Origin of the sequence: Acaryochloris sp. CCMEE 5410, from assembly GCF_000238775.2 — a bacterium.
Lineage (GTDB): Bacteria > Cyanobacteriota > Cyanobacteriia > Thermosynechococcales > Thermosynechococcaceae > Acaryochloris.
In genome coordinates this window covers 1,943,371-1,969,128 of record NZ_AFEJ02000002.1, presented here as the reverse complement: position 1 = coordinate 1,969,128, position 25,758 = coordinate 1,943,371, and the positions used below count along the sequence as shown (strand labels likewise).

Below are 25,758 nucleotides of genomic sequence, written 5' to 3'. Positions count from 1 at the left end.
GTTTCTGCTGTCTGAGAGGGCGAATTTTAGGCATCAGTGCCACAATACGATCTAATGGACACTCAGATTTGATCAAACCATAACTTCCCATTAATCTTGTCTCAACGGTTTGATGATTTCCCACTGATGGATTTGTCGTTAATGTAGCGTTGTCTGAATTTATGGCTGTAAAGAAAATTTCAATCTGGCAAAAAGCTCCCCAAGTTGTTTTATCGGCCCTACTGATTACCACAGCGGCAGTGCCATTGGGATGTCAGCCACGACAAGGTGCAGGGGATACGGGTGTCAAAGTTTTAGATACGTTTCGGGCGTCCGTTTATCGAAGCCTCGATCCCCCTAAGCAATTTGATGTAGCGTCCGCCCGGATTATCAGCAACATCTATGACCCGCTGTTGGAATATCACTATCTCAAACGTCCCTATGAGTTGGTACCCAATCTTTTAGAGACCCTGCCTGAGTTGGGTGAGGACAAGCTCACCTACACCTTTAAATTGCGAAAAGGTATCAAATTTCATGATGATCCCTGTTTCCCTGACGGAAAAGGTCGGGAACTGAATGCCGATGATGTGATTTACACCCTAAAGCGGTTTGCGGATGTCAATGTTAATCCCCAAAGTTACCCCGCCCTACTAGAAAATCGGATTAAAGGTCTAGATGAATTTAGGGAAAAAACCCGGCAGCAAAAAGATCTTGACTATGACCAGGAAAACGTCTCAGGTATCGAAAAGGTAGATTCCCACACCTTTAAGATTGTCATGACTGAGCCGGATCCACTGCTATTAATGTCCTTTGCCACGAGTCCGCTCTCCATCGTTCCTAAAGAAGCCGTTGAAAAGTACGGTCGTAAATTGGAACATCATGGCGTCGGCACAGGGCCATATATCCTGGATAAAAATCCGCGCAAAGGGGTGATGGTGCTCAAGAAAAACCCCAATTATCATGGCACATACCCTACCGAAGGCGAGCCTGATGATCAAAGTCAAGGACTGCTAGAGGATGCAGGCGAAAAACTGCCCTTAATTGATGAAATTCGGCTGCCTCTCATTGAAGAAGCTCAACCCCGCATGCTCAAATTTCTGAAGGGTGAGCTGGATTCCATTGGCATTGATCGAGATAATTTTTCCAAGATGGCTGAAAAGGTAGGAGAGAAATTTCAGCTAAAGGGTGAGTTCGCAGGCAAGTTCAACATTGCTTCGGCCAATGATCTGACATCGTTTTACATCACCATTAACTTTAGGGACAAAACCTTTGGTCAAAATAAAGCGGTGCGCCAAGCTCTAGCCTATGCTTTAGATACCCCTACCTATATTGAGAAAATGGACAATGGTCGGGGTCATGCTCTCAACACCATTGTCCCCCTACCCATTGCAGGGAGTGAGGAAACGATTCCGGTGAAATGGTATTCCCATGACCCAACCAAAGCAAAAGCAAAGTTAAAAGAAGCGGGATACCCAGAGGGGAAAGGGTTACCACCTATCACCATCTTGTATCCATCGCAAGATAAAATCACCAAGCAAAATCATGAGTTCTTACGTAATCAACTGGCCCAGTCTGGCTTTCAGCTCAAAGGGGAGTTTTTAAACTTCTCGGAATTTCTGCAGCGTAAGGAAGGCGGAAGTTTTCAGCTTTCCAATAGCGGTTGGGGGGCAGACTATCCTGACGCAGAAAACTTTTACCAACTGTTTTATGGCCCGAATAAGGCACCGGGACCAAACGCGGGATCTTATCAAAATCCTGAATATGATCGGCTTTACGAACAGATGCGCCGCATGTCGCCTGGTGCAGAGCGCAACACCATCATTGAGAAAATGGCTTTAATTTTGAAAGAAGATGTACCAATTGTCTTTCTTAGAGCGCCGATTAGTGTGGGAATGCGTCAGAAATGGCTCCTCAACTCCAAACCCAACCTGATGCTAGGCTCGACCTCCAAATTTCTGGATATTGACACCGAAGCAAAAGCCAGAGGATTGAAGTAATGGTGGGATATACTATTCGCCGCCTACTGTACATCATTCCCACCATTCTGGGGGTTGCGGTCATTATCTTTGTGTTGTTCAACGTGGCCGGAGAAGATCCGGTAAGGATTGCCTTAGGCCAGCATGCAACCCCCCAAGCCATTGCAGATCTCGAAGCCCAATGGGGGCTAGATCAGCCTCTCTGGAAGCAGTTCCTCGACTTTCTGCGGCAAATCGTGACGTTTGATTATGGGGCATCCTACTTCACTGGCGAGAGACTGGGTGAAGCCTTTGCCAGTGGAGCCTTAGTCTCACTGAGCTTAACGCTGCCTCCCTTTGTATTGGGGTTGGTGATCAATATTGTGATTGCCATGTTGATCGCCTACTACCGAGGCACCTGGTTCGATCGCTTTTCCACCGCCATCGCCGTGATTTCCATGAGTGTCTCCTACCTGGTCTACATCATTGCCATGCAGTACTTCCTGGCCTATGAGTTGGAATGGTTTCCCATCAATGGCTATGCCCCAGGATGGGATGCAATTCCCTATTTGGCTTTACCTTGGCTGATTATTATCGTGGTCTCCATTGGGCCAGATGTGCGGATCTACCGCACCATCTTTCTGAATGAAATGCAGGCAAACTATGTCCGCACGGCTCGGGCCAAAGGCGTGAGCGAACGAGGGGTACTCTTTACGCATATCCTTAAAAACGCCATGATTCCAGTTTTGACCTTCACGATTGTGGCGGTTCCCTTTTTGATTTTGGGGATGTTTTTAATGGAGCGATTTTTTAGTATTCCTGGCATAGGCGATTTGATGATTTCGGCGATTAATAATGGTGATCTCCCTGTGCTGAAGGGAATGACGATGTATATCACCATCACCTATGCCCTGTTTAACCTAATCACAGATTTACTGATTGCTGCGGTGGATCCGCGCGTCAAACTACACTGAGGACTCCATGACCCACATTCCTAACCTGTATTGGGAAGCTGCCCAAAAGCTCAGCCGTCAAAAACTGGTTGTCGTCTGCTTGGGGATTATCGCTATCTATATTTTGGTGGCTTTATTGGGAGGATTTAATGTCTTACCCGACTATCAGACTCGGGTGGGGGCAGAATATGAAGCCCCTTCATTTGAACTCGCCAAATTGCTGGGCACCGATCTGTTTGGTCGCTCCGTTCTCTATAAAATTTTGGCTGGAACTAAAACGGCAATGCTGATTGGAGTCTTAGTGACCAGCATCTCTGTTCCCATCGGTGTCATTTTAGGCGCATTGGCGGGCTATTACGGGGGCTTAGTCGATGTTGGCATTGTCTGGCTGTATACCGTCATCAGCTCGGTACCCTATATTTTGATGGTAATTGCCATCTCCTATGTGATTGGTAAGGGGCTAGTGGCGATTTGTTTGGCCATGGGTCTGCTCGGTTGGGTGGGGCTTTGTCGATTGATACGGAGCGAGGTGCTCAAAACCCGCAATCTTGAATATGTGGCTGCTGCCCGAGTGATTGGGGCCAATGATCTGCAGATTATTTTTAGTCATATCCTCCCCAATGTCATCCATTTAGCGATTATTAGTGCGTCCCTGCAAATTTTGGGTGCTATCAAGTCGGAAGTGATTCTGACCTATATCGGGGTGGGGATTCAGGATGGAGCGAGCTGGGGCGCCATGATTTCAGATGCTACCGGGGAGTTGGTTCAGGGCATTTGGTGGCCTTTGGCAGGAGTGGTGTTAGCCATGTTTTTGTTGATTTACTCCCTAAACGTTGTTAGTGATGCCTTACGAGATGCCCTGGATCCAAAATTGCGAGGAACAACTGAGGTGGCGGAAGGGAATTCCCAGGTTGAGGTCAAAGAAGCTGCGGTTCAGAAGGCGTAGCTGAGATGGCACTATACCTGTGGAGTTCTCAGGGCCAGGGTGAGTGCTGCAGTTGCGGCTAGAGCAGCAGCAGTTCGGATATGATTCCAAAAGGTCCATCTCGACAGGTAGTGATTCCAGAGTCCCACTGCATCAGGGTTCTCAGGTTGAACAATAGCCAAGGCATCATTCATCGGCACATTAAACTGCAGGGTGACAAATAGCGTCCCAATCAGATACAACAGACACCCCACCAGCAGGTAAGCAGACTCCGGTTGTTGCCACTGAGTCAGTGAGAATACGGTAAGGCCCAGACAAGTGACTGCCGTTCCGAGAAACGCGATCATAAACCAAGGATTAATTACTGTGATATTGATGGCCTGCATCACGGCAATCCCTTCTGAAGGCGGGCGTTGGCCTAGAGCTAGCATCACAAAAGTCGAGAAGGCGAAAAACATCCCAGCAACAAGGCCACACCCTAAAAGGGAGAATAGTTTGATTGAGAACAAAAGTTGATTCGACATGACGACTCTCCGGTTGAATAACATCTGATGGATACTGGCAGTTAGTAAGACAAGCCTGGTGTTTTGTGCAAATAGGTATGATCTTGCAATTGCTGCAGCATAAAGTCAGCGACATCGGCTCTAGAAATGGTGAGAGTTAGCCCTTGTTGATCGGCTGGAAAGCCATGTAGATAGGTTTCCGTTTGGGGTTCGTCGGTAAATGCTGCAGGTCGCACAATGGTCCAGTCCAAGTTGCTTTGTTTGACGTAGGTTTCTTGGGTCACATGATCTGCGTAGACAGGACGTAATAGCAGCCCAAACATGATGTACTTCCAGAAGAAATCGAGATTGTCTCGGCTATCGCCAATCCCTAGCGTGGTCTGACAGATCAGACGTGATATCGAGGCATTTTCCATGGCCTGGACGATATGCCGAGTCCCTTCGGAGCGAATGACACCATTGCGACCTGCGCCCAGGGAACAGAGCACGGCGTCTTGTCCTTGCATGGCCCGCTCAACGGTGGGGTAATCCATCACATCGCCTGGAAAGAGATTGAGATGGGGATTCTGAATATCAAGTTTCTGGGGATTGCGGGCAAAGGCGGTAACGGTATGTCCCTGAGCTAAGGCTTGTTCAACGACATGGCGACCCACGCTTCCTGTTGCGCCAAAAATGAGTAATTGCATAATGTTGCTCTCCTAAGTCAAGACAATCTCAGCTTATGAAAACCCTTTAGATGCCACTATCACTCTCTTGCGCCACTGTCACAATTTTGCGGCCAATTTCTATACAGCTCGCCACCAACGATTGCCTGACTATTGCATCCCATTTATGGTGATGCAATAGCTGAACTAATCGTTTTATGCCTGGCCTATATGTGGGATGAGTGGAAGAAGGTGAACTGAGGTGTGTCGAGTTAGCATCGAATTAGTATTTGAGCTGGCTCCCAATCCTTAAGATGTCGTCACCTAGACTCAATATTGATCAAGTTCTTCAAACTTATAGGCTGCCAAGTTTACATCCTGATCTTCAGCCTTATCTATCCGAAAAGGGTCTGCACCATCCGCTAGTACATTTTGAATGGGCCATCTCTCCAAGACTCCATGCTCGTCTTAACAAAATCTATCAATATCGCAAAACAAATACTGCAAGAAAGCTAGAGCCGAACTTATGGCAATCCTACTACCCTCATTTAGACGTCACAGAGCGAATTTTAAAGTTTTACATTGAAGAATCTGACAAGCCTGATTTCCCAGAGCGAGATCCTGAATACTTCAAAATGGTGGGCCAAATTTGGACAAACCCCGAGTCTTTGGGGCAATCTTCAGGATTTCTCGAACTACTATTAGGCATTGATTATGGTATGCCTCTTAGCAAGCATGCCCACCATATAATGACGTCTTCTGAACAGGAAAAACTGACGGCATTACCAGACGAATTGGCGGTATTCCGTGGTCATGCCGATCCCTTACTTCAAGGCATTTCATGGACGCTTAAGCTCGATGTAGCCCTACTGTTTGCGGTAGGTAGTCCACTCCAATCATCAGTTTCCATTGGCACAGTCCAAAAATCAGATGTGATCGCGCTGATTGATCGGTGGGATGAGGATGAGCTAATTGTATTGACCAGGGATGTCTATGATATTGAGACGTATCCTATTGACGATCGATGGTGTCCGATAGAACGTATAGCCCCCTGGCAGAAATCTTGATGAGGATCCATGGGAATCTAAATTCTGTAAGCAATTTCACTCGCGCAAATAGGTTGGAATTGTATAGTGGCAACTAACCCCATTGATTAGACATCGTGGAAAACACAGCACCGCAACAAACTGCTGTCACGGCCTACCTCAATTTGCCAAGCTCAGAGCAAAAGGGGAAGGATGTCCATGTTCACCAATTCCAGAACCCACCAGGAGAAGGACAGTGTCAGTTTGAGTCAGAACATACCCTGTTTATGTCATTGGCCCCCCGTCCGCTTCACTATGTCCAATCTCAAGACGGCAATATCTTCACCGGACTGATTCAGAAAGGGGATTTTTCTCTGGCACCGGCTGGCTCGCCATTTTTTGCGCGGTGGGAAGGGCATGAACATTGTCTAGAGGTGAAACTGACCGATCAGTTTGTCCGTAAAGTTGCCCAGGAAACTCTGGAACAAGATTGCGATCGCATGTCCCTCGTCCCTGGATTTCGGATGCGCGATCCACACATAGAAACCATTGCCATGATGATGCTAACGGAAGGCCAGCAGAATGCAGTAAGCAGCCTGATGATGGATTCCTTAGCCAATGTGTTAACCGTCCATTTGCTTAGACAGTATGCAACGATCCAACCCCATTTACCCGTTTATGAAGGCGGTATTCCCCAGCGCCAGCTTGCCCAGGTGTTGGACTATATGGATGCCCATTTAGAGCAAGATCTCAAGCTGGCTGAGTTAGCACAGTTGCTGGATATGAGCCAATTTCACTTTAGCCGTCTCTTCAAGCAGTCTATGGGGCTTTCCCCCTTTCAGTATTTGCTGCAGCAGCGGGTAGAGCGGGCCAAACAGCTTTTAAAGCAAACTGACCAACCCATTGTCGATATTGCCTTTGAGTGTGGCTTTAGCAGCCACAGCCATTTGAGTAAACAGTTTCGACAGATGACGGGACTGACCCCGAAAGTTTATCGAGTCAGTTGAGTCATTGGTAGGTGGTTCCAGGCAGGCGTTGGGATGGCCGTTGCCAAAGTCAATTAACCACGAAAAAAGCAGCACAGTTGTATCTGCGCCGCCGTTGGTTATGTTAGGAGGTATGTTGAATGTTACTAACTACAAATAAAAGCTGATATTACTGAGTTTTATCGCCGCTCTTTTCCCCTTGAGCGAGGTAAGTAATTAAACCAAAAGCGACCAAAAACTCACAGACCATAATGGTCCAGAACATTGTATGGGTTGGGTCTTGAAACATAATTAGGCCCTATGAGGGTGTGACTGCACAATAGAAAAAGTTGCTTATTTCTATTGTTTACCAGATGCTATCAAAATCATCTGGGTGGATGCACTGAAAATCAGCCGGGATCAGTATCTTTTTATTAAAAACGAGGCCAATTTCGTTATGAATTATTGCAGTCGATGAAAAAGTGTTGATGCGACCGACTAGCCCATGTCCTGCAGACCGCAGGCAACGACCATCAAATTCCCGCTACAAACCCAATATCAAAACGAGGGGCCAAAGAATAAACCCTAACCAAGCCAGCATCGACGTCACAGCCGTAAAGATAACTGTTAATAAGGCTTTCCCCCACTGAAGCTGATGAGCTTGACCAATGGATCGAGTCAGGGTGATCAGCGTCCCGATCAGAACCACTAGCCCCAATAACAGACCTAAAAATTGACCTAAAATGCCAGGCCACTGCGAAGCTGCGATCGCAGGTCCAGAGATCATCAACGGCCACAACCCCAGCAAAACTGCCCGTAAGCTCTCCTGAGCCGAACCTTTTCCCCCCAAGAGCTGAGCAAAAAAGTTAAAGGCAGCGGCTAACCACAGCCCCCCCAATAGACCCGCCACCAAAAACAACAGGAAGAAAACAATCACACCCCCAATGCCTGCCCCCACTTTGCCAGCTGCATTCAAGGACAGAATGCTGAGAAGCGCAAAGCCAATCAGAATCGAGACAGATTGATTATTTCGGGAGGATTGAGCACCAAAGAACGTCGTAAATAGAGCATCTAGCATCGCTTACTCCATGATCGTCAGCGGAATCTTATGCCAACGGGGCCATTGGGATTTGGAAGAGAGCCATTCCGTCGTTAGCTGGGGAAAGGATTGATTCGACGTGGAGAGAAATGGACCGAAATCTCCAAATAAGCTGCCTTTGCCAAAATCTTTGACCTTGGGGTCACCGGAAATGTTGGCCAGCTCCGCCGTCTTGTCCAAGGCGTCATAGTAATTCCCTAGGGAGTCTACTAGCTTGTTGTCTTTGGCCTGAGTCCCGGTATAAATACGACCATCGGCCAAGGGCTTTAGCTTTTCCAAGGACATCCCCCGTCCGGCAACAATGGCATCTAAAAACTGCTGATAGGACTCATCTACCACCGACTGCAATATTTTGCGCTCTTCAGGCTTAGTCTCCCGGAACGGAGACAGAATATCTTTCAAAGGGCCACTTTTAATTGTGCTAGTTTGGACCCCGATTTTATCAAGGAGGGACGTCACGTTTTGGGTTTGCACAATCACCCCAATAGATCCGGTGATCGAAGAAGGGTTAGCGACAATATGATCGGCTGCACTGGCAATGTAATATCCCCCTGAAGCAGCGACATCCCCCAAGCTGGCGACAATTTTAATATCCGTGTCTTTACGGGTTCGCATTAGCTCTTCGTACACGGCCTGGGAGGCAGCCGCCGTGCCCCCTGGACTGTTTATCCGCAGTAGGATGGCTTTAATGCCATCATCCTCTCTAGCTTTTTTAATATTGCTGATCAGCTTATTGGCATTGGCCCCTTCACCCGAGCTGAAAGGTCCACCAGACGCTTCATCGCTAATCACGCCATAAACATTGATTTGGGCGACGTTTGCTGAGCCCTGGGCTTTGCTCTTACTAACCGATCCGCCTAACCAGTTACCTAAGGCTGCAATCAAACATAACGTCACTAACGCTAAGGCTAGGACACGATTTAGACGCATAGAAGATTATTCTCCCTTTAGTGTCCCACCTATTGTAGAAGGTCCATCGCTACGGCAGTTTACAAGACTTTGCGTTTCAAATAGGGTTGCAAAACCTCGGGGACCTGAACACTGCCATCGGGCTGTTGATAATTTTCCAGCACAGCAGCCATGGTCCGACCAATCGCCAAGCCTGAACCATTGAGGGTATGGACAAACTGAGTTCCTTTCTGTCCAGATTCCTTAAAGCGAATATTCCCTCGCCTCGCTTGGAAATCCAGGAAATTGGAACAGCTTGAAATCTCCCGGTAACAATCGGCAGAGGGGAGCCAGACTTCCAGGTCATAGCATTTAGCAGCAGAGAATCCTAAATCCCCCGTACAGAGCTGCAACACTCGGTAGGGAAGCTTCAAGGCTTCGAGGATAGCAGCCGCATTTTTAACTAAGGCTTCATGCTCATCAGCAGAGGTACTGGGATGAACCAGCTTTACTAACTCCACCTTATTAAACTGGTGGAGTCGAATCAGCCCTCGGGTATCGCGACCATAGCTGCCCGCTTCTCGGCGAAAACAAGGAGTATAGGCACAGTGAAAAATGGGTAGATCATCGGCATTGATAATCTCGTCGCGATAGAGGTTAGTGACGGGGACTTCAGCCGTCGGGCTGAGCCACAAATCATCCTCAGCGCATTTGAAGCTTTCTTCAGCAAATTTGGGGAGTTGTCCGGTGGCCGTTAAGGAGTCACTGTTAACGAGAACGGGAGGCAACACTTCGATATAGCCCGCTTCTACCTGCTGATCGAGCATAAATTGAATCAGAGCCCGCTCAAGGGCAGCCCCCGCCCCCACCAACGTAGCAAAGCGGCTTTGAGCAATTTTAACGGAGCGCTCAAAATTCAAAATCCCCAGGTTTTCGCCAATCTCCCAGTGAGCGAGCTTGGCGTTTTTGGGAATATATTCGTTTCCCCATCGACTCACTTCGACGTTGGCGGTTTCGTCTTTACCGACGGGCGTATCGTCACTGGGTAGATTCGGTATCGTCAGCAGCAGCTCGCCAATTTCAGCTTTAAGGTCGCGCTCTTTCGGTTCTAAATCGCTGAGGGTGGCTTTGACAGTACTGCCTTCCTGGCGCAGGTCTTGAATCTCAGGATCCTTGGGATTAGCCCCCCCTTTCATCCGTTCACCGATGGTTTTACCTATTTGGTTACTTCGGGCTTGCAGTTGCGATCGCTCGGTTTCTAGTTCGCGCTGTTTTTGATCCAGGTCCAAAATAGCTTGCAAATCATAGTCACCTCGTCGACTGAGGCGCTCTGCAAAGGCTTCAGGATTATCCCTTAGCTGCTTTAAATCAATCACGTCTTAACTTTTCCGCTGCGCGATACCGACAATTTAACAGGATATACCGGATACAGGTGTAACGATCAGCTTTGAGGATGGCATATAGCTCTTAAGCTAGACGTAGCAGCTGATTGAGCAATATCAACTGCTACGTTTATGCCTGGGTCTGCCAGCAATACATGACTTACGAGTTGGCTACCGTGGTTAAAAATGCCGAGATATCAGAGACCGATCGGAGATGATAGACCGTTTGAGTCTCCCTGGCTTGTTGCACAAAATTGCGATATCGCGGTGTCAGATGCCGATGGCATAACCACAAGGTCCGATAACTATTCAGGCTGCTCTTGAGGATAGGACTTTGTTCTGGCCAGCCCGAAGGGGGTTGCACAAACCCTGTGACCATCCGCTTGGTCACCCAGGCAAAATGGATATACAACGGCAAATCCAGATAAACCAGAGTGTCTGCGACCTTCAGTCGTTCCCATAAGGTCTCCATGCAACCAAACCCATCGATCACCCAGGCCTCTTCCCGCAGAAGCTGATCGTGAGTTTGTCTATAAACCGCCTGAGGTACCTTCTCACCTCCAGCTTTGTATTGGATTTTATCTAAGACATGGAGGGGTAAACCCGTTACCTCGGCTAATTGAGCGCTAAGGGTGGATTTCCCACCACCGGAATTGCCAAAGACGGCTACTTTTTTCATGATGGACCTCCTGAGTTGCCTCAAAGCAGGCCCATAAAAAAACCGCCTTGAGGCGGGTTTCTAAGTGCTCGAAATGATTAGATACGACGTTGAACCCACCACTGATTAAGGAATGGCGGTAATAATCAATCCGTTGTAGGACGGGCGATAATTCATCGTCGTGCAAAAGCTAAGATACAAAATCTTTCTCACAGGCTAGCATGGCTTCTTTCAATTTGGCCATGGCTGATATCCCCTCATCCAGACCGTAGGCCCACGCTACCGTTAAGCTAAGTCCTGATACCTACGGGGGTATTGGCCATGACCGTAACCATTCGCCTTCTCCAGCCTGACCAAATCCATGTTCTGGACTGTGTGGCTCCTGATGTTTTTGACTATCCGCTGAATCGAGCATGGAGTGCAGCCTTTATGGCTGATCCTCGCCACCACATTGCCGTCGCCTGTGATGACCAGCGAGTGGTGGGGATGGCCTCAGCGGTGACATATTTCCATCCTGATAAGCCCATGCAACTCTGGATTAATGAAGTGGGGGTCTCCCCTCGTTATCAAAGGCAAGGTATCGGACGTCAGTTGTTGCAGGCCCTATTTACCTTGGGGCGAGAGTTAGGCTGTCAAGAAGCTTGGGTTGGCACTGAGGCTGACAATATACCAGCTTGTCGACTATATGAGTCAGTTGCAGGCACAGCTGAGGACTTTGTGATGTATTCCTTTAACTTGGCAAAGGAGCAAGATAGGGCGTCTTCTCAAAATCAGATTTAGTCGTTGACAAGGGAAGAGCAACATTCCCTGCTAGTTGAAAGTGACTAAGCTTGAATCTAAGACAACATTCCGCTGTCCATTAGGCGTAATAATTCGCCCCCTTTGCATCGTGGCATGCATATGTCTGAGGACTAACCCAGGATTCCCCTGAACGTCACTGGCAAAATATCCATGGCCGGGTAAATCATATCGATTGTTAAAGTCTCCGCAGTCAAACGCAAAGACATTATCAGGTACTGCATTCATATTTTCTGGCCCTTTTTGACCTAACCGTCTTGAAGCGACCAGATTGCCTATATTAATAATTGCAGTCGTTCGTAATGCCCAATCGTCAGAGGCATAATAAACGGCTACATTTCTCGCAGACGACGGAATCCACTGTCCTTCTTCTCCTGCCTCAAGTGCTTCATTGACAATATCGGATGCTGATAGAAAAATACTCCGAAAAATCAGCGGAAAGCCATCTACTTGAAAATATTGAACAGCCCGATTAAGGGCGCCACGTAGAACTCGGGCCCCCATAGAGTGGCTCAGAATATTCAAGTTTTTGCTGAAGGGAGCATTCTGGCCATCGTTGCGGTTACTCAGCCATGAAAAAAACCATTCAAAAAAACGCATAAATGCGATGTCACTGGCATCGGCTGCCATCTGATCACCAAAGTAATCTTGTAAGGGACCAGAGTCGTTATCGCATGGCCAAATTAGGGGAACAACCCGAATACGTTTGCCCCCAAGAGCATTGAAGTGTTGCTGTAATTCTTCTGTCCGAGAAAAGATTACTGGCTCAGGTAGAGTAGAGTATCCGTGGATATAGAATAGGATTTCTTCTGCTGGATCGGCTTCTAGGGCATCAAAGAAAGCAGAGTGCCCAATCTCTATGTAGCTATTCGTATTATTTCGACGACAAAAAGAAATGGATTGTCCAGCTTGGTTGTCATCCAAGTTAAAGTCAACTGAGCGAGGAAATTGAGGGTTTCGGGAACAAGAAGGACCTTGAATGAAGGTGCGATTAGTAGCAAATAACATGTTGATTAAAGCCTTCTAGATATGATTCAAATTTTCTGGTTTGACTGAGAAATATTGGAGACGTTCTTCTAGGTATTGAATCATTTTCTCTAGTGCATTTTTATGGAGATAATCAGTAAGAATGACATGTTTACTCCCTGACAACTCCTCACCACCAAAAATATCTCCAAAGGCTTTTCTGATGTGTTGAAACCTAACTGCCAGACAGATCCAGTCCTTTTCATATCAAAAGCCAATAGACCTCTTGTAATATTCATTTCACGATGTGCGACGGATAGCTGCCATGCCTTAATCTCAAGGTTACTGCCCAGGCTTAAATCATTGTGTTGAGAATGAAGGTATAACTCTATCTGAGACTATGTTTTAAGCACACCAGCAGTCAATCCGTACTCATTCGTTGAACAAGAAAGTCTCTGACCAGAAAATTAGTGAATCTGATATTCGAGCAATCTACCATCAAGGAGAGGATGCAGTTGTTGAGCTGGTCACCCTTCTTATTAAACGGATAGAGCGACTAGAAGAGCATCTTGGCAAAGATAGTCGGAACAGTAGTAAACCACCCTCAAGCGATGGCTTTGGGAAGCGGACCAAAAGTCTACGGGGTAAGAGTAAGCGTAAAAGTGGGGTCAAAAAGGCCATCCCGGTAGTACCTTGGAATGGCGTGAAACCGTCGATGCCGTAGTGTTACATCCAGTCACTCAATGTCAAGGCTGTGGTGCCTCGTTAACAGAGGTCGCCGTCCTTGAGTATGAACTGCGCCAGGTTCATGAGCTGCCCTCCTTGTCATTACAGGTCATCGAGCATCAAGCAGAAGTCAAATATTGTGAGCACTGTCAAACCTTGAACCGGGGTAAATTCCCCAGCGATGTCACCAATGTGGTTCAGTATGGCAGTAATCTCAAAGGCTTGATGGTGTATTTGATGGAGGCTCAACTGTTGCCGTTTGAGCGCACCCGTGAACTGCTTAAAGACCTCTTGGGTTGTCAGGTTTCTGAAGGAACCCTGTGCAACACCCGTACAACCTGTGCCCAGCAATTAGAACCGATTGAAGCCCAGATCAAAGACGCTATTGAGCAAGCAGCTGTGGGACATTTTGACGAGACGGGGTTGCGAGTCAACAGCAAGTTGTGGTGGCTGCATGTCGCTTGTACGAGTGGATTAACCTACTACTTTGTCCATGCCAAACGCGGCACAGCAGCGATGGACGAAATGGATATTCTGCCAAACTTTACGGGCACGAGTATTCATGATGGTTGGAAGAGCTATGCCCGCTATGGTTGTACGCATAGCTTATGCAATGCCCATCATTTGCGCGAACTCCGATTTATTGTTGAACGCTACAAACAACCTTGGGCTGAGGAGATGATCTCACTGCTGCTAGATATCAAAGCTGAGGTAGAGCGGGCAAAAGCTGAACACTTAAGCGTTCTCGATGCGAGACAAGTCGAGGCGTTTGAGCAGCGGTATCGCCAAGTGTTAGCCGATGGATTCAAGCATAATCCAATGCCAACCGTCGATGAAATGCACCCAAGAAACGAGGCAAGCAGAAGCAGAGTACACCCAAAACTTGCTCGACCGACTTCGAAAGCACCAAGCTGCTGTCTTGGCGTTTATGTATGATTTTCAGGTGCCTTTTGATAACAATCAGGCTGAGCGCGATATCCGCATGATGAAGTTGAAGCAGAAGATATCGGGATGTTTTCGCTCCTTGGCAGGTGCCCAGCAGTTCTGCCGCATTCGCGGTTATATTTCAACTTTGAGAAAGCAAGATATCCCTGTACTGGATGCACTCAAAAGTATTTTTGCTGACAATCCTGTTAGACCAGTGCTTCAGCCTGGGCAGTAACATCTCAAGAAGCTTGGGTTGGCACTGAGACTAACAAGTCATCCCTGAAAAACCCCTCCTATTTTGGAGATGCTTTTCTACAACCCCTGCATATCAAAGCCCTTAGAGGTCAAATTTGGAACATAGAGATTTGATTATCTACCAGGATTGGGAGCTTCAAGCAATCTAAAAAGGCGTTGTTTCGCCAGTTTTTATAAGGGTCAGCGAATTTACTTGCAAATTAAAGCCATACCTTAATGACTGAAAGGCCTACGGTATATGGTCTGATGAGGTTTTTCAGGGACGACTAACAAATACTGGCTGGTCGACTATATGAATTGGTTTCAGGCAAAGCTGAAGACTTAGTGATATATTCCGTCAACCTGGTAGAGGGGAGGAATAGAGACTTGCTGAAGGAATAGGAAGTCGGGAGGGGAGTAACTCATTTCTTCTGCAAGCGTATCGGCTATAAATCAGGGCTGTCAGGCCAGCCTTTGGATGCAGCCATTGCAACCTTAATTCGAGTCAACGCTTCCGGGACACCGATTGCCATAAAGGTAACGTGCGATTTCGGCACTGGAAGTTCGCCTTCTGGAGGATGGTATGACATTCTGAAGCATCCATCGTAGTAGTGCTCGATTATGACATGATTGACGCCAGCATTATATTCAGGTACCGACATTAAGCACAGAGAATCGTGTGAAGTTAGGCCCCAAACATTGGTGTTCGGCAATTCAGCATCGAGTTTTGGAATCAGGTCACGCATTGCAGCGTACCATTTGCGAACCTGTTCGCTATCCGATTTGCTGTCACAATAATGGTCAAGAAGGTTCCCGATTTGCGATTCTGAGCGGATTAGCGGCATGGATGACAATCCTTCATGGGATAACTATGGTTATATGTCATGTGACGTAGATATTAACCGTTGGATAACATCTTCCTCTAGGAATTTAGAGAACAACAACCAGTAAGGTGTCCTATGGTTCAGAGAAGGTACTACAACGATTCCCAAAATCATCGCCAAAGGTAAAGACTTACCACCATGAGCTGCCATTACTGTGCAGAGCGTCCATTGCATCCAAAACTAGACGCTGGTCAGGTAGCCTACACTCAACATCAGTATGCCGCAGCCTTTCAGCTACTTTCGCCGCTAGCCTACCAAGGGAACGTGATTGCCCAATGCCTACTCGGCTCAATGTTTCAGCTAGGTTTGGGGGTTAAGCGAGATAGTGCTACAGCAAAACAATGGTATCAACAGGCAGGCTCGCAAGGCTGTGCATTGTCTTTCCATAATTTAGCTACGATTTACGAGGTAGACGGGCAAAACCCGGCATTGGCGCAATATTACCGTCAGAAAGCCAAGGATATGGGACGTGATCTTATGGAATAAGGGGTTTAATTCCTGATGCTGAATTGAATGAGATAGATGGACAGTGGGCAATGAACCTAGTTATACTACATTGTAGTATTTAATTCGCCTTCCATTTCAATTGGCTATGCCCTTGCACACCGAACCTTATCTCCATCAAAAAGACCGCTGGCCCCAGCAAGGACGAGTCATCTTGGCCCAATACGATGCTGATTCAATTGTGGTGTATCAGGCTTATCGACCTGCTATTGGTGATTTTGCCGCTCAACACGGTTACTTTGGTGGTGAGTTTAAGCTTTCGCGGATGACGTGGATTAAACCCAACTTTTTGTGGATGATGTATCGCGCGGGCTGGGGTGCTAAGCCTGGGCAAGAAGTTATTCTGGCTATCCGCTTAAAACGATCTGCGTTTGACTCGATCTTGGCCCAAGCTGTACATTCTTCCTTTCAATCTGGGCTATATGAGAGCCAAGAAGCTTGGCAAAAGGCGGTTCATGCCTCTGATGTGCGTTTGCAATGGGACCCAGACCATAATCCAGCCGGTTATAAGCTGGAGCGGCGAGCGATTCAATTGGGTTTGCGGAGAGAGGCGATTCGTCAGTATGCCCAAGAGTGGATTCTTGACATTGAAGATATTTCGAACTTTGTGGCAGAACAGCGTGAATCTGTTATTTCTGGAAATTATGAGGCCCTTCTGACACCTGCTGAAAGTGCTTACCCTGTTAAGGATCTTGAAGTTGCGACAAAACTACAGTTAGCCAAGTGAGCGCAGTAATGATTATAAGCACCATCCCCCAAGCTTAATATTCACCCGTGTAACCTTTTCATCCTTGTAGTAAATGGAAGGTTTATACGTTTGGGCACAAACAAGCCTTGATATTTGCAAATAGCAGAATAAATAATCTGCATCTTTACTTGTTCTATTGCTCTCTATCGTATCGACAGCATCGGATTCCTTAAAATAGCCACACTGATATCCATTCAGGTGCAAAATATTGTGAGCTTCCGTGATAGAGCTGCCTTCAGGTATGATTTTGCGAATCTCTTTTTCCATCAGGTCTTCATCATCATTCAGCCATATTTTTTTGCCAACTAGAATTGGGGTGAGTTTGCCAACGTGACACTCAGTCAGCAGTAAAGTCACAGAGATGGCGATCAAGGTGAGGAGGACACGGCTGATATGCTTCTGCATCAATGGGCACCTTTAGAACAAGATTTACTGGGGCAAAGAGATTGCTGGTTTACCCATCTTGGGACAGAGACTCGATCAATGGAGCGTTTTGGCTAGAGGAACGACTACATCCATGACAATGCCTACAAGACTCAGGTTTCCCATCCTGCGGATAGTCGCTAAAAACTTTAGTGGCTAGGTTAACCGATGAATTGACTGTTTATGCTGACTGACCTCCGCTTGGGACTACACAATCTGCCTATCTTCACTCGATGACCAGAATTTTTCCCCATATCGTGTTGAAGACTTGAATCTGAATGTCACAATAAAGTTTGTGATCGAGATGGGGCATAACCATGGGTTTCAAAATTGGCTTACTTGGATTAGGAACCGTAGGTACAGGAGTGGGCGAAATCTTTGCGAACCCCAAAGGCCGTCATCCCCTCTTGCAAGAGCTTAAAATTGCCAAAGTTGGGGTGCGGTCCTTAGAGAAAGCGCGCAGCCTAAATCTCTCGACTGAGGTGCTCACCACGGATCTCAACGCCATCGTTAATGACCCCACCATCGATATGGTGGTTGAAGTGATTGGTGGCCTTGAACCCGCTCGCTCCCTGATTCTAGAAGCCATCGCTCAAGGGAAGCATGTGGTCACTGCCAACAAAGCGGTGATTGCCCGCTTTGGCGAAGAAATTTTTCAAGCCGCAACTCAGGCAGGCGTCTACGTCATGATTGAGGCGGCAGTGGCAGGCGGAATTCCGGTAATTCAGCCCCTCAAAGAATCCCTAGGGGCCAACCGGATCCATACCCTGATCGGTATTCTCAACGGCACCACCAACTATATCCTCACTAAGATGCAGCAGTCGGGGGCGGCCTTTGACGATGTGCTGGCGGAAGCCCAAGCCCTCGGGTATGCCGAAGCAGACCCCACTGCGGATGTGGATGGCTTGGATGCAGGCGATAAGATTGCCATTCTGGCCTCCCTGGCTTTTGGAGGGCGGATTGACTTAGAGCAGGTTCATCGGGAAGGCATTCGCCAAGTGAGTGCAGAGGATATTAACTATGCCAAGAATCTGGGATTTGTGATCAAACTACTTGCGATCGCAAAAGTACCTCCCACAACTGACGAGCTACCTCCACCTCAATTAGAGGCCCGTGTTCATCCCACATTAGTTCCCCTCGATCATCCCTTAGCAAACGTCAATGATGTCTATAACGCCCTGCTAATCGAAGCCAATCCGCTGGGGCAGGTGATGTTCTTTGGTCCTGGAGCGGGGGCTGGGCCGACGGCGAGTGCCGTGGTTGCCGATTTGATTAATATTGCGGCTTTACTCAAAACAGGCATCGTGGCCAATGATCCAGAATCCTCTCGCATCCACCCGTTGCTGGCCTGTTCCCACCAGCATTATTGCAATATTGCCCCCATGAATGATCTAATGACCCGCTTCTATGCTCGGTTTTTAACCAAAGATCATCCAGGCGTGATTGGCAAATTGGGGACTGTCTTTGGTAATCACGGTGTTAGTTTGGAGTCTGTGGTGCAAACGGGCATTAAGGCTGAGCTAGCTGAAATTGTGGTGGTGACCCACGATGTCCAGGAAGGTAATTTTAATCACGCTTTAGATGAAATTCGCCAGATGGAAGCCATTAGTTCGATTCCCAGCCTGCTGCGTGTTTTGTAGAGACTTAATTACTGAGGGATTTGCGAGTACTCAGGTATCGTTCTGCGACGAGAATTGCGATCGCAACTCCGATCAAGCTGATCCAAGCGCCCAAACTACCATAGCCGTAGATAAGCAGGGCCAATGCCACCGTCACGCCCATATAGACCGCGGCCACTCTACCGTGACTCCACTTCGCTTGGTGCAATCGCTGATAGATATGGCTACGGTGGGCTTTGAAAATATTTTCACCCCGAATCGCCCGACAGAAGAGGGTATAAATGGCATCGCCCGTAATCGGCAGGGTAATAGCCAAGGCGGACCAGCTTTGTTCGACGGTACCCGTTTGGTTGAGTAGCGTAATCGCCATGACCGCCCCTAGAAAGGTACTACCCACATCTCCCATAAAAATTTTGGCTGGGGACCAGTTCCAATAGAGGAAGCCCACCAACGCTGAAACCAACAGCCAGAGAACGGGCTCTTGGGACCAAACGGCCATAAAACCCAACTGGACTGCACTGACGCCAGCTACTAAGCCATCCATGCCATCCATAAAGTTATAGAAATTGATCAAGGCAGTGAGGCCAATGATCGTGGTTGCGATCGCAATCCCAAAACCAACGGTGCCCAAAGACTCTAACCAGGGCTGAGGGAAGGCATTGCCCTGGCTGACAATCATGCAAGCTACTAAGAGCTGTACAACATATCTTAAGGTCGAGGATAAATTTTTCCAGTCATCCATACAGCCGACCCCGACGAGGAAGGTTAAAGGCAACCAGACTGGATAAGCAAACGTAATCTGGGGGTCGCTCAATAAGGTTTGGCTGAGGTAGGCGGATACTGCAAACGCCAGAATAAACCCTAACCCGCCGCCCCTGGGAGTGGGTTGAGTATGGGAGCTACGCTCATTGGGAATATCGATCAAGATTTGCTTGAGGGTTTTGGTTAATGCATAAACCCCAATAATGCTGAATATGCAGCTTACTAGACAACAAACGACGATAAAGACCATGAATCCTTAGTGAATCACTTGAGCACGGAGCATTGAGATGGATGGGTTTGCCTTACGCTTTGGAATCGCCCTGAGCATGCCATTCCGCAGTTTTGAGTAGGCCTTGTTCCATAGAGTAGGGGGGCGTCCAATTTAAAGTCTGGAAAATCTTATCACTATCAACCGCCAATGATCCTAAAAGTCGATCAACTGCATCCGTTTTACCAGTTAGTAGGCCCAGGAGCTTGATCAAGATGGGTGGTATGGGTAGTAATCGGGCTGGACGTTGCAACGCTTGGGCAATGGCCCGAATCAGTTCAGCTGTGGATACTGTCCGCCCATCACTGATCAGAAAGGTTTGATTAAAGGCTTTGGGATGGTTCAGACTGGCCACAATGGCCTCAACTAAATTGCCGACGTACACGAGGCTGCGGCGATTTTTAATTAAGCCAAAGGGCAAGGGAAATCCCTGATCAACCAGCTTGATTAATCGTTCCATATTGCCGGGATTGCGAGGACCATACACCAACGTTGGTCGAAAAATCGTCCACCGCATCTCACTGGGTTGAGCAAGAGCCATCAAGTCCTGCTCTGCCTGCCACTTACTTCGACCATAGGGCGAGTCAGGATGACAGGGCGACGCTTCTGTTAAACCGACATCACTCAAAGTCGCCATGGCTCCAATTGAACTAATAAAAATAAAGTGTTGAACACCCGCCTCTATTGATTGCTGAACAAGGGCGTGGGTTCCCTCAACATTGACCTCTTGAAACGCCGCCATCGGATCCGCCACGGTTTCCTTGAGAATATGAGCGCGGGAGGCCAGATGAATAACGATATCAACGTCGATTAGGGCTTCTTGCCAGTTCGTTGACGCGTTGATATCCCCGACTTGGATCAGGTCTGCTCCCGGTGAGAGCGGAGATTGAGGGGGTTTTCTAAGGGCTAGTCTGAGTTTGTAGGGATGCCCTTCTAAGCAGGACAATAGATGCCCGCCTACAAATCCAGTTGCCCCTGTAATTAAAATCGTCCTCATGGCTAGCCTGCATGAGAAGGCCTAGGCCATCATAGTACGGTAAGGGCACCTCAACGGCTTGAGCGAATTAGCACTGGGAAAGCTGTGATGAATTGTCTAGAATTTCCTCGGATGGACTCTCAAGGGGAAGGTAAGGGTTGCCCTAACGGTTTTGAGGGTTATTTTTAGGAGAGGGGGCGGTAGCAGGTTCTAATTTCACGACGTATCCAAAGGCATCGGTACGATATGTCCATGTTTGGGATCCATTGGAAACTTGCACCTGCCATCCCTCAACAAGGGCCATGGTGCAAAACACATCAGGAGTAGCTAATCCTAAGCAACCATCTGGCCAGGTTTGGGCTTGGGCCTGAATAATTTGAAATTGATCTGGAGCATCGCCCGTTTGTTGGGCAAGATCTTGGAGAACGGCCTGTTGAATCGAGTCAGGCAACGACCCTAACTGGGATGAGTTTTCTGACTGCATCACTCCTTGCGCAACCCAAAAAATATGATTACCGGATTGAGGAAACACAATCGGATGGGTCGCAAAAGACATCGCTGCTGCAGGAGACAGGCTGGCTAGTCCAATCATCAGGCTTAAGCCACAGTGAAATAGGGTATGCATGGCATTGATGACCACAAAGGTTCAATATCACTCAGGACAGTGAGTGCTCACAGGCGAGAATACTTCAGCGCTTGCTGGAGCCGTCTGATCTCTTTTGTATACTAATTGAGTGAGGATTGCCTCAATGAGCAGTTTGGAAGGCACATCTTCGTGCGTACCCTTTCCCCAGCCATTTGGGTTGGGAATGCTTCATTAGGTGGATTCTCAAACGTGATCCAACTCTTGTCAGTGAGTGGTAAATCTCTTGAGTTACGCAATTGATTTTGGTACCAGTAATACCGTTATTGCTCGTTGGAACCCGGTCACAGAGCAATCTGAAATCATTAATTTGCCCGGCCTGAGTTATCAGACGGCCCAAAATCCTGACCTTATCCCCAGTCTGCTCTACGTAGAGCAAGCGGCAGAGAATAAAGTCTGTGTGGGACAACAGGTGCGAGATCGCGGCTTGGATATCCAAAATGATCCGCGCTTTTTTCGCAGCTTTAAACGGGGAATTGGGTCCAAAGTCCAAGGTTTTTTGCCGGAACTGGATGGCCAAACCATTCAGTTTGAACAGGTGGGACGCTGGTTTTTGCAAACGATTCTCCAGCAGCTCCAAACCACCCATCCGGACGTAAAAGAGTCCTTAGTTCTGACGGTTCCAGTCGATAGCTTTGAAACCTATCGCCATTGGCTGGGGCAGGTCTGCCAAGATCTGCAGGTAGAGCAGGTGCGGATGATCGATGAACCCACCGCCGCAGCCTTAGGCTATGGCAAAGCCGATCAAGATGTGCTGCTGGTGGTGGACTTTGGAGGCGGTACCTTCGATCTCTCTTTAGTGCAGATCAATCCATCTCAACAAAAGACCCAGCCCTTGGGATTTATCCTCAAGTGGGGGGATAAGAATCTAGCGGATACCTCAAAACAACGACCGCAATCAGCCCGCGTCTTGGCGAAAGCGGGTCAGAACTTGGGGGGCACCGATATTGATAATTGGCTCGTCGATCACTTTGCCAAAACCCAAAACTTAGCCGTCACTCCCCTGACGACTCGCTTAGCCGAGCGGCTCAAAATTCAACTCTCCCTACAGCCCAAGGCGACCGAGGTTTACTTTAATGAGGAAACCTTTGATAGTTATGAGCTGGCTCTGGATCGCGAACAGTTTGAGCAAATCCTCAAGGAGCATCAGTTCTTTGATCGTTTAGATGACAGCATGACCCAGGTCTTGCAACAGGCTCGTCGCCAAGGTTTAGAGGTTGATGATATTAAAGCCGTTCTGCTGGTGGGGGGAACCAGTCAGATTCCTGCAGTTCAAACCTGGGTGCAGCAATATTTTGATGACAGCCGCATTTGCAGTAGCCGCCCCTTTGAAGCGATTGCCCAAGGCGCTTTACAGGTAGCCCAGGGTTTAGAGGTGAAAGATTTTCTCTACCACAGCTACGGCGTTCGCTACTGGGACCGCCGTCAACAGGCCCATAGTTGGCATCCGATTATTCCTGCAGGCTTGCCCTATCCCATGGAGGAACCGATTGAACTGACCCTCGGGGCTTCAACGGATGCTCAGCCTAGCATTGAACTCATCTTGGGAGAGTTGGGTAATACCAATAGTGGCACGGAAGTCTTTTTCGATGGCGATCGGTTGGTGACTCGGCAATTGTCTGAAACCCAAACCCTGGTTCAACCCCTGAATGATCGAGACGGGTCACGCAAAGTGGCGAAGTTAACCCCACCTGGGTATCCGGGGAGCGATCGCATCAAAGTACTGTTTTGGGTGGATAATCGACGCACCCTGCGCATCAGCGTTGAAGATCTGTTAACCCAAGATACTCTACTTAAAAACCAGGTGGTCGCCCAACTCAGCTAAGGCTAAACAGATCAAATGCCCCAGGGGGGGTGATAACTCCGAGGAGTTCCCCTGAGGCAATTTCATCCTAACTTTCAGATCGATGCCCTTACCTGAGTGGCATTACGGAATGATTATTGTGATTTATATCACCGCGTAAGTATAAATAAGCAAATAAAATGCCCCCGAATTGGGGGCCAGTTTGTTGGAATGCACGTATATGGTGATGACGACCTATACGCGCTAGTGAGGTTTAAAGGGTTTGCTTATCTCTGGAATTAAATTATCAACTAATGGTGAAGATGCCGTGAAAGATTTTTTGTGGGCAATAAAATACCCCTAAGTCCACACCAAGCGACAAAGGGGCAAAGGAGACGCAAGTTTTCGTTCATATGCCCTTAGCATTCCCAAGTTTTTTTGGGGTTTAACATCTTCACGCCAGAGCCAAAATTAGGTCAGTTCTGCTAACTCAATGCCCAGCCATTGATGGAAATTGATTTTCTGTTGATCCGTGGGGGTAGTCATTGGCTTGACCGTATAGGATTTGGGCTGGGGTTCACCTAAGGTAAGGCGATGGGTGGTGAGCTGATCATCGTGGAATAGAGTGATTGAGACTGAATCCCCCCTTTGATAATCTTGCAAGCGTTGCTCGAGTTGATCCGCCTGGATGCGGAAACCATCCCAGGCCAATAGTTCATCCCCCGGTTGTAAGCCTGCAGTTTGGGCTGGCGAAGCGATATCAACAAATTGGATCAGGGTCTTTCCCGATTGGCTGCTGAGGGTTAGGCCATGATAGGGCAGCGGATGTTCTCCAAACTCAGCCACCACTTCTAACCCAAATGGATTCAAGAATTCCTCATAGGGTAATTCCACGGTCCCATCTAGATAGTTTTGCCAAAATGCAGTCAGGTCCATCTCTGCAATGGTTTCTATGATGTCTAGGAGCTGCGCTCGGGTATAGCCCAAATTCTTTTGGCCGTAGGTTTGCCAAAGCTGCAGCATCACATCATCTAAAGAACGTTGGTTGTGATGCTGTTGACGAATCTGTAAGTCAAGAAGTAGCGAGACGATCTCTCCCTTGAGATAGTAGGAGACCTGACAATTTCGAGAATTGGCATGGGGGCGGTAGAGCTTAATCCATGTATCAAAGCTAGACTCCGTTAAGGACTGGGTGTGTCGTCCTGGGATGGACTGGAGGCGCGTAATGGATTCTGACAACAGTTTGAGATAGAACTTGGCATCATAAATACCGGCTCGGTAGGGCAGAATCAGATCGTAAAAACTGGTGACGCCCTCACAAAACCACAGGGCATCCGTATAGTTTTCCTGGTCATAATCAAAAGGGTGCAGGGCTTGAGGACGCAGCCGTTTCACGTTCCACAGATGAAAAAACTCATGGGCGACCAGTCCCATGAAGCGGTTATAGGAGTCCGGCTTCCGAAATCCAAAGCGGGAATAGAGTAAAGAGCAACAATCGTGGTGCTCTAGGCCACCGTAGCCATTGGCTGAAACATGAAGCAGAAAAAAATAGCGATCGTAGGGCAAGCCGCCGAAGAGGTTAGCCTCGACTTCAATGATTTTTTGGGTATCGGCAATGATTTGCTCAGGATCATAGTTCCCTTCTCCCCAAATGGCCAGTTGGTGAGGTTTACCCACCGCTTCGAAGTCAAAAACCTGATGGGTCCCCATCTCAAAGGGGCTATCCACCAAGGTGTCAAAGTTGTCCGCCAGGAAGGTGAGGGGCTGATCTGGCAATGGATCTAATGCGGTTGTGACCTGCCAAGTTGGATCAGGGAGATGAATCGTGATTGCGATCGCATCTTGTTCTCGTCCTGGAACATAGAAAAACATGGCTCCTGGATTGAAGTAGCCATGACTGGCATCCAAATGATTGGTGCGTACGGTCAATTCATGGGCAAAGATACGGTAGTGAAGGGTGACGGTCTGGACGCCGGATGTTTTGATCTGCCAATGATTCTTGCTGATTTTTTGCCAGGGCAAACGAGCGCCTTGATCGTCGACGGCCGAGAAATCCTGTAGATGTTTTGCATATTCCCGAACGAGGTATGAGCCGGGAGTCCAGACCGGTAACTTCAAATCTAAAGTGTCGTCAGTTCCTAGCGAGCAATGAAGTGTAATTTCAAATAGGTGAGATGTCGGATCAGGCATCGCCACCTCATACTGCAGCGTTGTTGAGGCAAGGGTACTGATCTGAGACATTGAATCGAGGACTTCAGTCATAGGGCTTCAATACTGACGTTAATCCTCTTTAGTGTATCGATTGGGACAGATATGCTTGTAGGTTCTGAGATAGTTTTTAGGGCAATACTATGCGGCGGCGCGATGAATTTTGTCTCAATAATTTTGGAACGATTGATTCTGTACCGCATCAAACAAGCTTACAGAACATGATGTGACGGCCTCTCCTCCGCCGTTCGAGTCGTGATCAAGATCTATTCACTGCGTGAGGACAGTCATGTTGGGAGTCTGAATGGGTGGC

Annotated in this window: 26 protein-coding genes; 13 read left to right on the top strand and 13 right to left on the bottom strand. The window is 48.0% G+C overall.

What is annotated here, in order from left to right; genetic code table 11:
- Positions 1–161 precede the first annotated feature (161 nt).
- The 3 genes from ON05_RS29895 to ON05_RS29885 are packed head-to-tail and all read left to right on the top strand — an operon-like array spanning position 162 to position 3,833.
- Positions 162–1,976 carry an ABC transporter substrate-binding protein gene (locus ON05_RS29895; RefSeq protein ID WP_010470758.1) on the top strand — a complete coding sequence of 605 codons (1,815 nt, stop codon included), beginning with the start codon at positions 162–164 and terminating at the stop codon, positions 1,974–1,976.
- Positions 1,976–2,908 (top strand): ABC transporter permease, encoded by a 933-nt coding sequence (locus ON05_RS29890; RefSeq protein WP_010470757.1) that lies wholly within the window; start codon positions 1,976–1,978, stop codon positions 2,906–2,908. Before ON05_RS29895 ends, ON05_RS29890 begins: the two co-directional genes overlap by 1 nt.
- Before the next feature lie 7 nt (positions 2,909–2,915).
- A complete protein-coding gene (locus ON05_RS29885) occupies positions 2,916–3,833 on the top strand; it encodes an ABC transporter permease (RefSeq protein ID WP_010470756.1) in 918 nt (305 codons plus the stop codon).
- A gap of 11 nt (positions 3,834–3,844) precedes the next feature.
- On the opposite strand, the gene ON05_RS29880 is transcribed toward ON05_RS29885, so the two are convergent.
- Both ON05_RS29880 and ON05_RS29875 read right to left on the bottom strand, forming a co-directional pair.
- The gene (locus tag ON05_RS29880) at positions 3,845–4,336 is read right to left on the bottom strand and encodes a DUF1772 domain-containing protein (RefSeq protein WP_010470755.1); all 492 of its coding nucleotides are present in this window, start codon (positions 4,334–4,336) and stop codon (positions 3,845–3,847) included.
- A gap of 41 nt (positions 4,337–4,377) precedes the next feature.
- A complete protein-coding gene (locus ON05_RS29875) occupies positions 4,378–5,001 on the bottom strand; it encodes an NAD(P)-dependent oxidoreductase (RefSeq protein WP_010470754.1) in 624 nt (207 codons plus the stop codon).
- A gap of 272 nt (positions 5,002–5,273) precedes the next feature.
- Between ON05_RS29875 and ON05_RS29870 the strand changes: the two genes are divergently transcribed.
- Together ON05_RS29870 and ON05_RS29865 are read left to right on the top strand one after the other, a co-directional pair.
- Positions 5,274–6,026, top strand: coding sequence for a hypothetical protein (locus tag ON05_RS29870; RefSeq protein WP_010470752.1), 753 nt, complete (start codon positions 5,274–5,276; stop codon positions 6,024–6,026).
- Between the two features lie 95 nt (positions 6,027–6,121).
- Entirely contained in the window at positions 6,122–6,991 is an 870-nt protein-coding gene (locus ON05_RS29865; protein ID WP_010470750.1) for a helix-turn-helix domain-containing protein, read from the top strand.
- A gap of 502 nt (positions 6,992–7,493) precedes the next feature.
- Here ON05_RS29865 and ON05_RS29860 read toward each other — a convergent pair.
- The 4 genes from ON05_RS29860 to ON05_RS29845 all read right to left on the bottom strand — a co-directional run bounded on the left by ON05_RS29860 (position 7,494) and on the right by ON05_RS29845 (position 10,997).
- Positions 7,494–8,027 (bottom strand): YIP1 family protein, encoded by a 534-nt coding sequence (locus tag ON05_RS29860; RefSeq protein WP_010470749.1) that lies wholly within the window; start codon positions 8,025–8,027, stop codon positions 7,494–7,496.
- Positions 8,028–8,030: 3 nt separating this feature from the next.
- Entirely contained in the window at positions 8,031–8,978 is a 948-nt protein-coding gene (sppA, locus tag ON05_RS29855) for a signal peptide peptidase SppA (protein ID WP_010470747.1), read from the bottom strand.
- A 59-nt stretch (positions 8,979–9,037) separates the two neighbouring features.
- Positions 9,038–10,312: a serine--tRNA ligase gene (gene serS / locus ON05_RS29850; RefSeq protein WP_010470745.1), complete on the bottom strand. Its 1,275-nt coding sequence runs from the start codon at positions 10,310–10,312 to the stop codon at positions 9,038–9,040.
- A gap of 166 nt (positions 10,313–10,478) precedes the next feature.
- Entirely contained in the window at positions 10,479–10,997 is a 519-nt protein-coding gene (locus tag ON05_RS29845) for a hypothetical protein (protein ID WP_010470743.1), read from the bottom strand.
- Positions 10,998–11,297: 300 nt separating this feature from the next.
- Here ON05_RS29845 and ON05_RS29840 point away from each other — a divergent pair, with 300 nt between their 5' ends.
- Complete coding sequence (locus tag ON05_RS29840; protein WP_010470740.1) at positions 11,298–11,756, top strand: GNAT family N-acetyltransferase; 459 nt, start codon at positions 11,298–11,300, stop codon at positions 11,754–11,756.
- Between the two features lie 30 nt (positions 11,757–11,786).
- Here ON05_RS29840 and ON05_RS29835 read toward each other — a convergent pair whose 3' ends face one another.
- A complete protein-coding gene (locus ON05_RS29835; protein WP_010470738.1) occupies positions 11,787–12,782 on the bottom strand; it encodes an alpha/beta hydrolase in 996 nt (331 codons plus the stop codon).
- Between the two features lie 397 nt (positions 12,783–13,179).
- On the opposite strand from ON05_RS29835, the gene ON05_RS38780 reads away from it, so the two are divergent.
- From ON05_RS38780 to ON05_RS38775, 3 genes are read left to right on the top strand one after another with little or no spacing between them, the layout of a single operon-like run.
- Positions 13,180–13,464, top strand: coding sequence for a DUF6444 domain-containing protein (locus ON05_RS38780; RefSeq protein ID WP_396150439.1), 285 nt, complete (start codon positions 13,180–13,182; stop codon positions 13,462–13,464).
- On the top strand, positions 13,434–14,402 hold the full coding sequence (gene tnpC, locus ON05_RS29830) for an IS66 family transposase (RefSeq protein WP_396150436.1): 969 nt from the start codon (positions 13,434–13,436) through the stop codon (positions 14,400–14,402). The genes ON05_RS38780 and tnpC overlap by 31 nt, the downstream gene beginning before the upstream one ends.
- Positions 14,395–14,628 (top strand): transposase, encoded by a 234-nt coding sequence (locus ON05_RS38775; RefSeq protein ID WP_010469970.1) that lies wholly within the window; start codon positions 14,395–14,397, stop codon positions 14,626–14,628. The genes tnpC and ON05_RS38775 overlap by 8 nt, the downstream gene beginning before the upstream one ends.
- A 445-nt stretch (positions 14,629–15,073) precedes the next feature.
- Here the strand turns inward: ON05_RS38775 and ON05_RS29825 are convergent, their stop codons facing one another.
- On the bottom strand, positions 15,074–15,472 hold the full coding sequence (locus ON05_RS29825) for a hypothetical protein (RefSeq protein WP_010474568.1): 399 nt from the start codon (positions 15,470–15,472) through the stop codon (positions 15,074–15,076).
- A 177-nt stretch (positions 15,473–15,649) separates the two neighbouring features.
- Between ON05_RS29825 and ON05_RS29820 the strand changes: the two genes are divergently transcribed.
- Both ON05_RS29820 and ON05_RS29815 read left to right on the top strand, forming a co-directional pair.
- On the top strand, positions 15,650–15,997 hold the full coding sequence (locus ON05_RS29820; protein ID WP_236618984.1) for a tetratricopeptide repeat protein: 348 nt from the start codon (positions 15,650–15,652) through the stop codon (positions 15,995–15,997).
- 106 nt (positions 15,998–16,103) lie between these two features.
- A complete protein-coding gene (locus ON05_RS29815; protein WP_010474565.1) occupies positions 16,104–16,742 on the top strand; it encodes a DUF4291 domain-containing protein in 639 nt (212 codons plus the stop codon).
- Between the two features lie 12 nt (positions 16,743–16,754).
- Here the strand turns inward: ON05_RS29815 and ON05_RS29810 are convergent, their stop codons facing one another.
- Positions 16,755–17,168 (bottom strand): hypothetical protein, encoded by a 414-nt coding sequence (locus ON05_RS29810; RefSeq protein WP_010474564.1) that lies wholly within the window; start codon positions 17,166–17,168, stop codon positions 16,755–16,757.
- 335 nt (positions 17,169–17,503) lie between these two features.
- Between ON05_RS29810 and ON05_RS29805 the strand changes: the two genes are divergently transcribed.
- Entirely contained in the window at positions 17,504–18,826 is a 1,323-nt protein-coding gene (locus ON05_RS29805; protein WP_010474563.1) for a homoserine dehydrogenase, read from the top strand.
- A gap of 4 nt (positions 18,827–18,830) precedes the next feature.
- Here ON05_RS29805 and ON05_RS29800 read toward each other — a convergent pair whose 3' ends face one another.
- The 3 genes from ON05_RS29800 to ON05_RS29790 all read right to left on the bottom strand — a co-directional run bounded on the left by ON05_RS29800 (position 18,831) and on the right by ON05_RS29790 (position 21,436).
- The gene (locus ON05_RS29800; RefSeq protein WP_010474562.1) at positions 18,831–19,817 is read right to left on the bottom strand and encodes a glycosyltransferase family 4 protein; all 987 of its coding nucleotides are present in this window, start codon (positions 19,815–19,817) and stop codon (positions 18,831–18,833) included.
- 52 nt (positions 19,818–19,869) lie between these two features.
- Positions 19,870–20,832 (bottom strand): NAD-dependent epimerase/dehydratase family protein, encoded by a 963-nt coding sequence (locus tag ON05_RS29795; protein ID WP_010474561.1) that lies wholly within the window; start codon positions 20,830–20,832, stop codon positions 19,870–19,872.
- Between the two features lie 142 nt (positions 20,833–20,974).
- A complete protein-coding gene (locus tag ON05_RS29790) occupies positions 20,975–21,436 on the bottom strand; it encodes a hypothetical protein (protein ID WP_010474560.1) in 462 nt (153 codons plus the stop codon).
- Positions 21,437–21,680: 244 nt separating this feature from the next.
- On the opposite strand from ON05_RS29790, the gene ON05_RS29785 reads away from it, so the two are divergent.
- The gene (locus tag ON05_RS29785) at positions 21,681–23,279 is read left to right on the top strand and encodes an Hsp70 family protein (RefSeq protein WP_010474559.1); all 1,599 of its coding nucleotides are present in this window, start codon (positions 21,681–21,683) and stop codon (positions 23,277–23,279) included.
- 429 nt (positions 23,280–23,708) lie between these two features.
- Here ON05_RS29785 and ON05_RS29780 read toward each other — a convergent pair whose 3' ends face one another.
- Positions 23,709–25,499 (bottom strand): M61 family metallopeptidase, encoded by a 1,791-nt coding sequence (locus ON05_RS29780; protein WP_010474557.1) that lies wholly within the window; start codon positions 25,497–25,499, stop codon positions 23,709–23,711.
- Positions 25,500–25,758 lie beyond the last annotated feature (259 nt).